The sequence below is a fragment of the Cytobacillus massiliigabonensis genome, from assembly GCF_900199725.1.
GTDB lineage: Bacteria > Bacillota > Bacilli > Bacillales > Cytobacillaceae > Cytobacillus > Cytobacillus massiliigabonensis.
The window spans coordinates 2,946,901-2,960,497 of sequence record NZ_LT904904.1 but is presented as its reverse complement, the minus strand read 5'-3'; the positions used below and the strand labels follow the sequence as shown (position 1 = coordinate 2,960,497).

The window sequence follows — 13,597 nt, the reverse complement described above, 5'->3', positions numbered from 1 at the left end:
AATAGGAGTGCTTGTAGCTGAAAGACAGAGAAGAATTGTGGAAATTGTAAATGAACGGTTAAGTGTTCGTGTCACTGAATTAAGTAAAATTTTTTCCGTTACAGAAGAGACGATACGGCGTGACTTAGAAAAGCTTGAAAGAGATCATTTACTAATGAGGAGTCATGGAGGGGCAGTAAGCATTGAAAAAGAACAAACAGAGATATCCTATTTAGAAAGAGAAATTTTGAATGCAGCTGAAAAAAAGGCGATTGCAGCAGAGGCTATCTGCTTTATAGAACCTGGAGATCAAATTGCGCTAGATGCGAGTACAACTGCATGGTATATGGCAAAGGAATTGCCTGATATGCCTTTAACTGTTCTTACGAATTCGATAAAGACAGCCATTGAACTAAGCAAAAAAGAACAAATTAAGGTCATATCGACTGGTGGAATCTTATTATCACAGTCACTTTCATATGTGGGACCGCTTGCTGAACGATCCCTTAGCATGTATCACGTGAACAAGGCATTTCTTTCATGTAAAGGGGTACATCTCGAGAAAGGATTAAGTGATTCGAATGAATCGCAGGCATTATTGAAAAAACAGATGATGGAAATAGCAGATGCTGTCATTTTGATGGCTGATTCCAGCAAATTTGGGATACGTGCTTTTTCACAAATTTCATCCGTTACAAAAATTGATACGATTATTACTGATCCAAAAATGGATGAACATGCAATAAAACAATTAGTAGAAAAAGGGATAAAAGTAGAGGTTTCAAAATATTAAAGTATTTACAAATGAACCATTGGTTGGAATTTTGTGAAAAAAAGAGCATTTTTCTTCCTATTTACACTATCTACATAGTAAAATATTAATGTCAATCGACATTAATCGACATGTGGAGGAAAAGAAATTGTTCAGACTAAGGAAACAGCGAAATAGTAGTTATAAATGGTTAGGATCAATGTCAGTCGCGAAAAACCATGTCCTTATCTCTCCAGCCCCAATGGTAAAAGAAAAGCTTTCTATGATTCATTTGGAGGAAAAAGATTTAGAAATCGTTGCAAGTATTCAGCCCTTAGTAGAAAAGTACGTTGACAAAGTTGTGGATGAGTTTTATAAAACCATTTTACAAGTAGAGGAGCTGCGGACGATCATTGAAATGCATAGCAGTGTTGATCGTTTACGGCAAACTCTTCGAACCCATCTAATTGATTTGTTTGAAGGCAAGGTCGATTCTGCATTTTACGAAAAGCGTATCAGGGTAGCAAAGATTCATTATCGGATTGGGCTTAAGCCTGCATGGTATATGGGTGCATTTCAAAATCTGCAAAATGCCTTATTTCAAAATATAATGGAAGAAGTGCAGGACTTAGGAGAATTACAGAAAATTTGGACGGCTGTTTCCAAGGTCTTAAGTTTAGAGCAACAGCTCGTGTTAGAAGCGTATAATGAAGAAACTGAACAAAAAATACAGTCTACTTTCACAGATGGACAGAAGGATTTGCAGCAAAAAATTTATCATGTCAGTCAAACGCTAGTTGCTTTTTCAGAAGAAACGCATGCTTCTGTAGCCTCATTAATAACTAATAGTAAAGATGTAAGTGAATTAGTACAGAACAGCTACATTCAAGCGAAGACAATCCAAGGACAAGTGAAAGAAGGACAAAATACACTTTTAACATTATTAGAGAAGGTTAATCAAATTAAAAATGAGATTCACTTAATGCGAGAAACAGTTTCTCATTTAGCACATTCATCTGAACAAATTACCGAAGTAGTCCGACTTGTTCATATCATTGCAGACCAGACCAATTTACTTGCCTTAAATTCTGGAATTGAAGCAGCAAGAGCAGGGGAGTATGGGAAAGGGTTCGCTGTTGTTGCACAGGAAGTTAAGAAATTGGCAGAAAAAACAAAAAGCTCAATAGCAGATATCCAATCATTAATCGATACTTCACAAACTTACACTGCTAAAGTGGCAAATACTTTATTAAAAGTTGAAGAGGCGGTTCGTGTTGGAGGAGATGTATCCAAATTAACGGATGAAAATTTTCAAACAATCCGATTATCGATTGAAGGTAATGAAATGAACTTGAATAGTATGGAAAACCAAATGAGTAGTTTAGTAAAAGTTATTGAAGAAGTAGGAAAGTCAACAATACAGGTTGCATCATCTGCTGAATCATTAAATAAAGTTATGAATTTTACCGAAGCACTATAGAAATCGTTAATATTAAGCATTAAGGGGTGCAAGAATATCGTGCTCTCCTTTTTTATTTAGAAAGCATTGATTTATTCCATTTCTAATAAAAGATCTATTTTTTGACAGCAACAAATGACTTGTTTATAATTAGCTTATTAAAAGTTGATATATCAACTAATTAAGGTGATGAAATTGAAATACATACCATTGGATAATATCGGTGTCTTTATACATACGATTGATTTAGAAATCACAAACTATGTCAATAATCGTCTAGCTTCCCACAAGTTAACTTCCGAGCAAAATTTAATTATGGCGCTTTTATGGGAGCAAGAAGGAATTTCTCAAAATGAAATTTCATCAAAATTAAACAAGGATAAAGCTAGTATTGCAAGAATGGTTTCGACTCTTGAAAAAAAAGGGTATATTCGCAGAGAGGTATGTCCAAGTGACCGTCGCTCAGTTGAAATTTATTTAACAGCCGAAGGAAGAAATCTTGGAACAGAGGTTATACCAATTAATAAGGAAATCCTTCAACTGATCACCAGAGGAATGACGGTTGAGGAAATTTCAGAACTTCGTAATCTTCTCATAAAAATTCGTGATAATGTAAATCAATATTAGACTGTTGGTGTGCGCCTGCATGTTGTTGATATATCAAATGAATACTAAAAACTGGAGGTTATATCTATGAAAATTGTTGCAATCGTTGGCAGTATCCGAAAAGAATCATATAATTTGAAACTTGCTCAGTATGTGAAGGAAAGATATAAAAACTCCTTTGAGTTGGAGATCTTGCCTATTGCTGATCTTCCTCATTATGACCAAGACATTGAATTGAATCCCCCAGCCGTTGTTACGGAATTTAAAAATAAAGTAGCAGAATCAGATGCTGTTCTATGGGTGACACCTGAATATAATTATTCCATTCCAGGTGTATTGAAAAATGCAATAGACTGGTTATCACGTGTCGAAAAAGTTATGATAGGGAAACCATCCTGGATCATGGGTGCAACAATGGGAGCTCTAGGTACAGTAAGGGCTCAGCAGCATTTGCGTGATATTCTATTCTGCCCAGGTGTTGGTTCACCGCTTTTACCAGGAAATGAAGTGTATGTTGGCGTGATTCATGAAAAGATGGATGGCACGGGCAATCTTACACATGAGCCTACAATTAAGTTCCTTGATATGGTTACTGATAATTTTATAAACTGGTTTAATCAACAAAAAAATTAATAATTTCATTTCTAATACAAAAAATATATCCCTGCAAGACTTATGATAGGGATATATTTTTTATTTTCTTTTATATTGGTTACGTATGTTGGCCAGTGCCTATTCTTTTTTCTTCTCTTTCTCTTCCTTTTTTTTATCAGGCATGGACCTGAAAAATTGCGTATTCATACTGCCTTGAGCAATATTTTCTAGGAAGAATTCACTGATTAGCTTTAAATATTCTTCATCATCGAACATTTTTTTATTTTGTAACTCCATCTCTGCTAATCCTTCATAAGTTGAAAGTAGTGCATACGTATGATCTTGCCCAGTAATAGGGGTTAGAATATCTACTTTGTGCTCATATTTTTCGTTCCGAAAATTTTTAATGGCTGTTAAATTTTCTAATCCTTCGTTGAATTTATCTTGTTTCATTTGAAATGTTTGATATACATAAACAGTCAATAATAACTCCCCCAGTGTGTATGGTAAACTATATTCATATTCTATCCTGAATTTTTCCAAATTAACCTTTTGTTGAAAATCAAATAAGGGGAACATTATTTAGAAAATAAAATATTGGAAAGATTAGGGGATTGTCCAAGCAAAAGGCTGCAATAAAAATAAAATAGTATGGAAGATCTCCTCCTTAAGGTCTGTGGTCTACCTTTTAAACTGTTCATCATGTTTTAGTGGATGAACAGTTTTTTTATTTTCATTCTTTAGCGGTCTATCTCAAAAGTCTCAGAAATATGGTAAAATATATGAAATACTTCTAATACAGCATGAAATGAGGAAGATTGATGAAGATCACTGTAAGAAAAAAGTTAGTTTTTGGGTTTTTGTTAGTGCTTTTGTTATTTGCAATTGTTGCGGGCATATCGAACTATCAACTTGAAAAAGTAAATGATCAATATTCCAACTTGCTGGAAAAAGATGTACAAAAACTTCTTGTCGTTAAAGATTTTAAAGAGGATTTAATGATTGAATCTGATGGAATTAGAGGCTATTTATTATCTGGTGAGTCCATTTACTTAACTGATTATGATATGGCAAATAAAAGGCTGAATCAACAAATAGAAGAATTAGTGAAAACAACAGATGACAAGGATGCTAAGCAAATTGTAACAGAAATTAGGAATTTGCATGCAAAATTTGAAGGCATTGCTGAATCTGCAATAAAATTCAAAATTGCCAATAATGAAGCTGCTTATATGGAGCTCATTCAAAACTCAGCAAAAGAAACTGGACAAGCATTTATTAAAAAGACGGATGAATTGATAAAGCTTCAAGAAGAACAATTGGCTCATGACAGGCAAAATACGTCAAATGATATCGCTTCAGCCCAGCTATTTGTCATTATTTTCAGTATTGCTGCCTTCATTTTAGCTATTATGATTGCATTATTTATTAGCAGAATGATAACAAGACCCATTCAATTAGCAGCACATTCAATTGACCGAATTGCTAAAGGTCATTTAAATCATGACGAATTAAAGGTGAGAAATAAAGATGAAATAGGGTTATTAATCCATTCCTTAAATCGGATGGTCAAAGATCTTAGAAATGTGGTCGGGCAAATCAGAGAAAGTTCTTCACAATTAGCTTCCAGCAGTGAGGAATTAGCAGCAGGTGCCGAACAGAGTACAAATGCATCAGAACAGGTGGCTCGAATTACTCAGCAAAATGCGGTCAGTATGGAAAAGCAAATAGTTGGTTTTCAAGAAACCACTAACTCTATACACGAGGTAAGTAAAAGTATACAAGAAATAACAAGAAGCAGTTTGGAAATGAAAGATGTAACTGAAAAAGCAAATACTCTCACAATCAATGGAGAGCAATCTGTTGGAAACATTGTTATGCAATTAAATGAAGTGAATGTCTATGTCGAAAGTGCTGCTAAATCCATTCATCTGCTTGAAGATCGTTCAATAGAAATTCGTAATATTATAGGAATGATTACAAATATCGCAGAGCAGACCAATCTTTTAGCATTAAATGCTTCTATTGAAGCGGCTAGGGCGGGAGAACATGGAAAGGGATTTGCTGTAGTTGCGGATGAGGTGCGCAAGCTTGCAGAGGAGTCAAAGGTTTCTGCGGAACAGATTCAAAATATGGTTGAAATGATTCAGCATGAGACAATTCAGGCAGTACAAGCAATGAATGTTAGCAATAATCATGTATTAACTGTACTGGAAGATTCGAAGAAAACGAGGAGTGCTTTCTCAGAAATTGCAGAAACAATGGAAGATGCTACAGGAAAAGTAATAAATGTATCTAATTTGCTCGAGAAACTTTCAGCTTTATCTGTACAAATCTCTAATGGGATATCAAATGTTAAAGATATTTCCGAACAGAATGTCATTGCAATGGAGGAAGCATCTGCTGCCACGGAGGAGCAATTGGCAACGATGGAGGAAGTCTCTGCTTTATCATCATCACTTGCAAAGATCGCATCCGAAATGCAGTCCTCTGCATCAAGGTTTACATTATAATGATTATGGATTAAAAAGGAAAATAAGTGAACTCAAAGGAAGTACTAGCTTGATGCTAGTACTTTTTATCATTTTGCAGAAGATCCCTACTCTTTTTTCTTCCCATCTTTGCCAAAGAAAGTTTGTTTTAGCATTTGATGACCTAGTACTGCTACACCTGCGGCAATGATCCCATTAATGAGACCTATAAAGGAAAAGCCAAATGCAAAACTTCCGATGAGAATAGAGACTAGTAGAATAACCCAGATTATCATCCAATTAGGAATAAATGGTGTTTGTTTTAAAGCGAATCCAAGCACCCATAGTGCGGGTACGAGCATCAGGTAATTTTGATTTAAATATGAAAGAAGATCCAACGTTTTCACCTCCTTGCTTGTTCCCTATTATTCTATGAAAAATAGAAGTTTTTGTTTGTTTCTTTATCCAGGGATATCTGAAATTTTTATATTAATAGGCTTATATCATATCCTTTTCTCTTCTGTCCTTGTATATAAAGGGTGAGAGGAGGTGAAGAACATGGCACAAGCATTAATGGTCGATACGAAAATTCGACTGAGCTTTGAAACAGGTTTAAATGATAAAGGAGAACCTGTATATAAGTCGAAGACCATCGGGAATGTAAAGAAAACAGCAAGTGCAGATCAAATTTATGAAGCTGCAGAAGCTCTAGCATCTCTTTGCAATGACCCGCTGGTAACGGTTGTAAGGAATGACAGTTTTGATATTGTTGGGTAATAAGCAAGAAATTAACTTTTAGAGGAGGTGTAATGATGGCAAAATCATTAGAGCTATCTTTCTTGACACAAACAGGGAAAATATCCAAGCTTTCAGTTGATAACCCAAAAGAACCAATCAACCCGGCTGCAATTAAGCAAGCAATGGAACAAATCATCACTGCTAATATTATTCAAACAACAAATGGGGATCTTGTGTCAGTTGAGGGAGCAAAAGTTATTGAACGGAATGTAACTGATTATGAATTAGCATAGGCTTAATGGGGCTGTTCATTTGATTGAACGGCCCTTTTGTCTAGCTGCGGCTCCCAGCAGTTGCTTGTCGCATTTCAATTTTCAAATAGTTGTAGAAAGGGGTTTGGAGGATGGAAGAGTTCATTCCGTTAATAAGTGAAGTGGGGTTTCCGGTCGTTGTAACACTCTTTTTGCTGCATCGAATTGAAGCCAAACTTGATGTAGTGGTTACTTCAATTCAAAGCCTTCCAGAACGTCTAAAAGAATAGATAGCAAGACTTCCATTGACACTTGTTAGATTGACTTATTTTTCTAATAGTGTTAAATTTAATATAGCCGTTATGCATCGCATTATATATTTTTGCAAGCCGATTTTTCCAAAGATTTGATTGTTTGGATGAGTAATGATGAGTAAAAGCTATAATCGTTGTGAATGGTGAATTAACACATGGCTAGTCTATTGCCAATAGGAGGATTTTTTCTTATGAAAAACGGTAAAGTTAAATGGTTTAATGCTGAAAAAGGTTTCGGATTCATCGAAGCTGAAGATGGAAACGATGTATTCGTACATTACTCTGCAATCCAAACTGAAGGTTTCAAATCTTTAGAAGAAGGCCAAGAAGTATCTTTCGAAGTTGTTGAAGGTGCTCGTGGACCACAAGCTGCTAACGTAACTAAACTATAATTGACACACTAATAATGAAACAGTCCTGTCTTACTGGCAGGACTGTTTTTTTTTTAGAGTTTTACTCCATAAAGTAGAAATCTCATAAATGATGAATTTTGATATAATAATAGATAAGAGCAAGTAAGGAGATGAGAACGAATATGAAATTTATTCATACAGCTGACTGGCATTTAGGGAAGCTTGTTCATGGGATATATATGACAGAAGATCAACGATATTTTCTCAATAAATTTGTTGAATTAGTAGAGGAAGAGAAGCCAGATGCTGTTGTTATTGCAGGAGACTTGTATGACCGCTCAGTCCCTCCAACTGACGCGGTCGAACTGCTTAATGAAATACTATTTAAAATCAATGTAGAGTTAAAGACACCGGTTGTTGCAATTGGGGGCAATCATGATAGTGCAGAAAGACTATCATTCGGAAGCTCATGGTATAAACAAAGTCAATTCTATTTATCTGGCAAGCTTGAATCTGATATTCATCCCATACATATCAATGGTGTGAATTTTTACCTTGTCCCATATGCTGAGCCAGGTATGGTTAGGCATCTATTAAATAATGAATCTATTCATTCGCATCAAGATGCAATGGAAGCAGTCATAGGGAAAATCGAACAAAATATGAATCCGAGTGAACCTAATGTCTTGGTCGGACATGCCTTTGTCCTCGGCGGCAAAACGAGTGATTCTGAGCGAACGTTATCTGTAGGTGGCTCAGGGTGTGTAGGAGCGCATATTTTCGAGCCATTTTCGTATACCGCACTAGGTCATTTGCATAGCCCAGATGCGATAGGACATCCGAAGGTCCGATATTCAGGATCCCTTTTAAAATACTCCTTTTCGGAAGCTAAGCAAGAAAAATCTATTTCAATTATTGAAATGAAAGAAAATGGACAATTTGATTTGCGTATCCGCTCTATTACCCCTAAAAATGATTTACGCGAGATTGAAGGTCATTTAGATGAGCTAATGGATCCAAGTTTTTATGAGAAACAAAATGTAAATGATTATCTGAAAATTAATTTACATGATGAGGGAGCATTAATTGATCCAATAAATAAGCTTCGGCAAATATATCCAAATGTCCTGCATCTTGAACGGAAAATAGCTATGACAGATATGAAGAAAAAGAAGTCATTTTCATCTAATAAGGAGGATAAGAAGTCCGAGCTTGAGCTGTTTAAGCTATTTTACGAGGAAATGACAACTTCAGAATTTACAGGCGAAAAAAATGCGGTTATGACTGAAGTAATCGAAAAAACATTGAAGGAGGAGGCAGCGAAATGAGACCGTTAAAATTAACGATGCAAGCATTCGGCCCGTATGCTGGATGCGAGCATATCGATTTTACGAAGCTAGGAAGCCGGACGATGTTCGTTATTTCAGGAAAAACCGGTTCAGGGAAAACAACTATTTTTGACGGGATCAGCTATGCCATATATGGAAAAGCAAGTGGAGAAGATCGAAATGGACCAGATCTCAGAAGCCAGTTTGCTAAAGATGAAACAGTAACAGAGGTGTCATTAGAATTTACCTTAAGAAACAAAACCTATTTCATTACGAGATCCCCTCAGCAGGAAAAGAAAAAAGCACGTGGAGATGGGGTTACAACAATAGGAGCAAAGGCAGAGTTATACGTATACGACACAGATGGAAATAGACAGCTTCTTGCCGCTAATGTTCGTGATGTTGATGAAAAAGTAAAAGAAATTATGATTATTGATAGTAATCAATTTAGACAAATATTAATGATTCCTCAAGGAGAGTTTCGTAAGCTTCTTACGTCTGAAAGCAAGGATAAGGAAGTAATTCTGCAGCGGCTATTCCATACACAAATCTATAAACGGATTGAGGAAAAATTAAAGGAAGATGCAGTAGATCTGAAAAAAACGGTTGAAAAGCAAGTTGAACAACGAAATCAGGCCATTCAGAATATTTCCGCGCTATATAATGAAGAATTAAAAGGATACCTAGATGCTGGCAGTTTAAATGATCACCTCATCATGCCTTTATTAAGGTCTGAGATCAGCCAAATGTCAGAGGAGCTTGGGAAACTTGCGGATCATCTAAAAGAAAAACAAGAGGAAAGAAATACTCTTCAGCAAAAGCTATATGAAGCAGAAGTTATAGCTAAACAATTAAAAGCAAAAGATGATTTGCAAATTAGGAAGGCAGAGCTAGAGAAGGAAAAAGAAAAATATTCTCAAATGGAAGTGCAAATCAATCTTGCCCAAAAAGCAGCAGTCCTTGCACAGCAGGAAGAGCTCTGCCATCATTTAAAAAAAGAAGTGGATGCAGCAAATCGTGAGCTTTCTATATTAAAGGAGCAAGAATCTCAACTTTCCATCCAGCTCAAAGAACTGGAGGAGAGATGGGAAGCTGAAAAAAGTCGCGAACCAGAAAGAAAGGCAATTGGCGAACAAATAAGTTTTTTGAATAATTTGAGGACAGATATGCAATCCTTAGCAAGTATTCAAAAGGAAGTGCAGGAATTAGGAAGAGAACTTGAGAATACTTCAAAGCAGAAATCAACGTTAGAAGAAATGGAAAGAAGGACTGAAAAAAACATTCTTGCATTAAAAGAAGAAAAGCAGGATATTGAACAAAATCAGCTAAAATTAGTTGAGGTCTCACACAAGCTTGAAAAGACAGCAGGAGAACTTTCACTTATTCATAAATTTGAGGAACAGCAGTCCCGATTGGAACAGGCAACTGGTCAATTTGAAATGAAAAAAGACCTGTTGGCTAATGCTGCTGCTAGGCTAGCTGATGCTAAGAGTTTGACAGCGGAATTAGAACAAAAATGGCTCCATGGACAAGCTAGTTTTCTTGCGAGTCAGCTCAATGAAGGGGATGCCTGCCCTGTATGCGGGTCTGAACATCATCCCAAGCTAGCTACCTCAGCAACAGATGTTCCAAATGAAAAAGACATCAAAAGTGCCAAGCAGCAATATGATGAAGTTGAAAAGAAAAAGACCCGTGCGGAAAAAGCTTTTTACGAAGCACAATCCTTTATTCTTTCGGTAAAGGAAACTGTAAATAACATTGTTGATGATATCCAAAAGCAGCAGCCTGATTTATCTCCGTCTGAATTCCCAATATATAAACATTCAATCCTTTCAAAGCAGCAGGAGTTAGAAGCAACACATTCTATGCTGTCAAAAAGTATTGAACGGCTTTCAATTTGTGCAAAAGAATTGGCAGCTTTCGAGCAGGATAAAGATAAGTATGGTTCCGAACTTCAAAGAATAATGGAAAAGTTAAATGAAACCACCATTTTATATACGGAAAAGAAAACCTATTTACAACGAATGATTGAAAGTATTCCCGAAGACCTCCGTACTATCGAGGCTTTTGAAGCTCGTCTAATCGAGTCTGTAAAAAAACAAGATGAACTAATGCAAAGATTAGAATCTGCTCAGCGTTTGTATCAGGACAGCCGAGAAAAATACCTTTCAATTACAACGAAATATGAAACCATTGAATTGAATATGAAGAAAACAAATGAGCAGCTTGTAAAAGAAAGAGAAGCATTCGTTAACCGCATGAAGGAACAAGGATTTGCTGTTTATGGGGAGTATCATAGTGCAAAAAAATCGGATCAAGAAATCAAGCAGTTAGAAAAAGCATTCATCGATTATCGTGAGGAAGTTCGTTCTGTTAATGATCGCTATACTGAATTGCATGAGCTTTTATTAAATATTGAGAGACCTGATATGTCTAAGCTAAATGAAGCATTTACTGATATTGAAGAACAAATTAAATCGCTGCAGGATGTGTATACAAATCTATTTATGAAGAAAAGGGATAATGAGGAATTAGCCAATAAAATAAACCATATAAATGAAGAAATGAAAACAATTGAAGAAAAATACAAGATAATTGGCCATTTGTACGAGATTGCTAAGGGTCAAAATACGTATCGGATAACATTTGAAAGATTTGTTTTAGCTTCGTTTCTTGACGACATTTTAAGTGAAGCAAACGGCAGGCTAAAAAAAATGACCAGTGGAAGATACGAACTCATTAGGAAAGCGGACCGTTCAAAAGGAAATGTTCAGAGCGGCTTAGAATTGCTTGTTTTTGACCAATATACAGGTCAGGATCGCCATGTAAAAACACTATCTGGCGGTGAAAGCTTTAAGGCTGCACTTTCACTTGCTTTAGGATTAGCAGACGTAGTCCAACAATACGCTGGAGGCGTCTCACTTGAGACCATGTTTATTGATGAAGGATTCGGTACCCTTGATCCGGAATCGCTAGATCAGGCTGTTGAAGCTTTGATTGACATCCAAAGCAGCGGAAGACTTGTTGGGATTATTTCACACGTACCTGAACTTAAAGAAAGAATTGATGCAAGGCTTGAAGTGTTCGCAGACCAATCAGGGAGCAGGACTGAATTTCAGTTTTTATCATAATATAGTGATAACTTCATAGAAGAAATAATAGATAAAAAATACAAAAAGTTCGCTTGTTATGAAGCGAACTTTTTGTATAAAAAGGCGATCTAGGAAATGAAGAGGTACGAGGATTATCCAAAGTTAAATGAACAAAAGAAAAGCTTACCACCTTATCTATGAAGGGTAAAGTTTATCTGTGAAGTAAAAGTCCAGTCGTTCATCCGGTGTATGAAGGACAAAACTAGATTGAAAAGCATGCGGGAAGTCGTTCATCAGGTATATGAAGGACAAAACTGGATTGAAAAGCATGCAAGAAGTCGTTCATCTAGTGTATGAAGGACAAAACTGGATTGAAAAGCATGCGAGAAGTCGTTCATCCGGTGTATGAAGGACAAAACTGGATTGAAAGGCATGCGGGAAGTCGTTCATCCGGTGTATGAAGGACAAAACCGGATTGAAAAGCATGCAGGAAGTCATTCATCCGGTGTATGAAGGACAAAACTAGATTGAAAAGCATGCGGGAAGTCGTTCATCCGGTGTATGAAGGACAAAACCAGGTTGAAAAGCATGCAGGAAGTCGTTCATCCGGTGTATGAAGGACAAAACTGGATTGAAAAACATGCGGGAAGTCGTTCATCCGGTGTATGAAGGACAAAACCAGGTTGAAAAGCATGCAGGAAGTCGTTCATCCGGTGTATGAAGGACAAAACCGGATTGAAAAGCATGCAGGAAGTCGTTCATCTGATGTATGAAGGACAAAACTGGATTGAAAGGCATGCGGGAAGTCGTTCATCCGGTGTATGAAGGACAAAACCGGATTGAAAAGCATGCAGGAAGTCATTCATCCGGTGTATGAAGGACAAAACTAGATTGAAAAGCATGCGGGAAGTCGTTCATCCGGTGTATGAAGGACAAAACCAGGTTGAAAAGCATGCAGGAAGTCGTTCATCCGGTGTATGAAGGACAAAACTGGATTGAAAAACATGCGGGAAGTCGTTCATCCGGTGTATGAAGGACAAAACCAGGTTGAAAAGCATGCAGGAAGTCGTTCATCCGGTGTATGAAGGACAAAACCGGATTGAAAAGCATGCAGGAAGTCGTTCATCTGATGTATGAAGGACAAAACTGGATTGAAAGGCATGCGGGAAGTCGTTCATCCGGTGTATGAAGGACAAAACCGGATTGAAAAGCATGCAGGAAGTCATTCATCCGGTGTATGAAGGACAAAACTAGATTGAAAAGCATGCGGGAAGTCGTTCATCCGGTGTATGAAGGACAAAACCAGGTTGAAAAGCATGCAGGAAGTCGTTCATCCGGTGTATGAAGGACAAAACTGGATTGAAAAACATGCGGGAAGTCGTTCATCCGGTGTATGAAGGACAAAACCAGGTTGAAAAGCATGCAGGAAGTCGTTCATCCGGTGTATGAAGGACAAAACCGGATTGAAAAGCATGCAGGAAGTCGTTCATCTGATGTATGAAGGACAAAACTGGATTGAAAGGCATGCGGGAAGTCGTTCATCCGGTGTATGAAGGACAAAACCGGATTGAAAAGCATGCAGGAAGTCATTCATCCGGTGTATGAAGGACAAAACTAGATTGAAAAGCATGCGGGAAGTCGTTCATCCGGTGTATGAAGGA

General features: G+C 36.9%; 13 protein-coding genes. 11 read left to right on the top strand and 2 right to left on the bottom strand.

The features are described 5' to 3' along the window. Nucleotides 1–7 precede the first annotated feature (7 nt). From C1726_RS25760 to C1726_RS25745, 4 genes are all read left to right on the top strand, one after another. Complete coding sequence (locus tag C1726_RS25760; RefSeq protein WP_102275762.1) at nucleotides 8–772, top strand: DeoR/GlpR family DNA-binding transcription regulator; 765 nt, start codon at nucleotides 8–10, stop codon at nucleotides 770–772. A 127-nt stretch (nucleotides 773–899) separates the two neighbouring features. Then, nucleotides 900–2,210: a globin-coupled sensor protein gene (locus C1726_RS25755; RefSeq protein ID WP_180968304.1), complete on the top strand. Its 1,311-nt coding sequence runs from the start codon at nucleotides 900–902 to the stop codon at nucleotides 2,208–2,210. A 168-nt stretch (nucleotides 2,211–2,378) separates the two neighbouring features. Then, the gene (locus C1726_RS25750) at nucleotides 2,379–2,816 is read left to right on the top strand and encodes a MarR family winged helix-turn-helix transcriptional regulator (protein ID WP_102275760.1); all 438 of its coding nucleotides are present in this window, start codon (nucleotides 2,379–2,381) and stop codon (nucleotides 2,814–2,816) included. Nucleotides 2,817–2,882: 66 nt separating this feature from the next. Next, on the top strand, nucleotides 2,883–3,428 hold the full coding sequence (locus tag C1726_RS25745; RefSeq protein WP_102275759.1) for an NADPH-dependent FMN reductase: 546 nt from the start codon (nucleotides 2,883–2,885) through the stop codon (nucleotides 3,426–3,428). A gap of 99 nt (nucleotides 3,429–3,527) precedes the next feature. On the opposite strand, the gene C1726_RS25740 is transcribed toward C1726_RS25745, so the two are convergent. Continuing rightward, nucleotides 3,528–3,872, bottom strand: a complete 345-nt coding sequence (locus C1726_RS25740; RefSeq protein ID WP_102275758.1) for a hypothetical protein — start codon at nucleotides 3,870–3,872, stop codon at nucleotides 3,528–3,530. A 338-nt stretch (nucleotides 3,873–4,210) separates the two neighbouring features. On the opposite strand from C1726_RS25740, the gene C1726_RS25735 reads away from it, so the two are divergent. Then, complete coding sequence (locus C1726_RS25735; protein WP_102275757.1) at nucleotides 4,211–5,902, top strand: methyl-accepting chemotaxis protein; 1,692 nt, start codon at nucleotides 4,211–4,213, stop codon at nucleotides 5,900–5,902. Nucleotides 5,903–5,988: 86 nt separating this feature from the next. Here C1726_RS25735 and C1726_RS25730 read toward each other — a convergent pair whose 3' ends face one another. Beyond that, nucleotides 5,989–6,267 (bottom strand): phage holin family protein, encoded by a 279-nt coding sequence (locus C1726_RS25730; protein ID WP_322091015.1) that lies wholly within the window; start codon nucleotides 6,265–6,267, stop codon nucleotides 5,989–5,991. Between the two features lie 151 nt (nucleotides 6,268–6,418). Here C1726_RS25730 and C1726_RS25725 point away from each other — a divergent pair, with 151 nt between their 5' ends. The 6 genes from C1726_RS25725 to C1726_RS25700 all read left to right on the top strand — a co-directional run bounded on the left by C1726_RS25725 (nucleotide 6,419) and on the right by C1726_RS25700 (nucleotide 11,975). Then, nucleotides 6,419–6,637: a DUF1659 domain-containing protein gene (locus tag C1726_RS25725; RefSeq protein ID WP_102275755.1), complete on the top strand. Its 219-nt coding sequence runs from the start codon at nucleotides 6,419–6,421 to the stop codon at nucleotides 6,635–6,637. 35 nt (nucleotides 6,638–6,672) lie between these two features. After that, nucleotides 6,673–6,891 carry a DUF2922 domain-containing protein gene (locus C1726_RS25720; RefSeq protein WP_102275754.1) on the top strand — a complete coding sequence of 73 codons (219 nt, stop codon included), beginning with the start codon at nucleotides 6,673–6,675 and terminating at the stop codon, nucleotides 6,889–6,891. A gap of 110 nt (nucleotides 6,892–7,001) precedes the next feature. Next, a complete protein-coding gene (locus C1726_RS25715; RefSeq protein WP_102275753.1) occupies nucleotides 7,002–7,139 on the top strand; it encodes a YvrJ family protein in 138 nt (45 codons plus the stop codon). Nucleotides 7,140–7,354: 215 nt separating this feature from the next. Beyond that, nucleotides 7,355–7,555 (top strand): cold-shock protein, encoded by a 201-nt coding sequence (locus tag C1726_RS25710; protein ID WP_053475815.1) that lies wholly within the window; start codon nucleotides 7,355–7,357, stop codon nucleotides 7,553–7,555. 143 nt (nucleotides 7,556–7,698) lie between these two features. Then, nucleotides 7,699–8,844: an exonuclease SbcCD subunit D gene (locus tag C1726_RS25705; protein ID WP_102275752.1), complete on the top strand. Its 1,146-nt coding sequence runs from the start codon at nucleotides 7,699–7,701 to the stop codon at nucleotides 8,842–8,844. Further along, nucleotides 8,841–11,975 (top strand): AAA family ATPase, encoded by a 3,135-nt coding sequence (locus tag C1726_RS25700; RefSeq protein ID WP_102275751.1) that lies wholly within the window; start codon nucleotides 8,841–8,843, stop codon nucleotides 11,973–11,975. The genes C1726_RS25705 and C1726_RS25700 overlap by 4 nt, the downstream gene beginning before the upstream one ends. Nucleotides 11,976–13,597: the final 1,622 nt, after the last annotated feature.

Bases quoted from the DNA above. Each gene is read 5' to 3' on its own strand.
- C1726_RS25750 (WP_102275760.1), top strand. From the start codon at position 2,379: ATGAAATTGAAATACATACCATTGGATAATATCGGTGTCTTTATACAT.
- C1726_RS25745 (WP_102275759.1), top strand. From the start codon at position 2,883: ATGAAAATTGTTGCAATCGTTGGCAGTATCCGAAAAGAATCATATAAT.
- C1726_RS25735 (WP_102275757.1), top strand. From the start codon at position 4,211: ATGAAGATCACTGTAAGAAAAAAGTTAGTTTTTGGGTTTTTGTTAGTG.
- C1726_RS25725 (WP_102275755.1), top strand. From the start codon at position 6,419: ATGGCACAAGCATTAATGGTCGATACGAAAATTCGACTGAGCTTTGAA.
- C1726_RS25720 (WP_102275754.1), top strand. From the start codon at position 6,673: ATGGCAAAATCATTAGAGCTATCTTTCTTGACACAAACAGGGAAAATA.
- C1726_RS25715 (WP_102275753.1), top strand. From the start codon at position 7,002: ATGGAAGAGTTCATTCCGTTAATAAGTGAAGTGGGGTTTCCGGTCGTT.
- C1726_RS25710 (WP_053475815.1), top strand. From the start codon at position 7,355: ATGAAAAACGGTAAAGTTAAATGGTTTAATGCTGAAAAAGGTTTCGGA.
- C1726_RS25705 (WP_102275752.1), top strand. From the start codon at position 7,699: ATGAAATTTATTCATACAGCTGACTGGCATTTAGGGAAGCTTGTTCAT.
- C1726_RS25700 (WP_102275751.1), top strand. From the start codon at position 8,841: ATGAGACCGTTAAAATTAACGATGCAAGCATTCGGCCCGTATGCTGGA.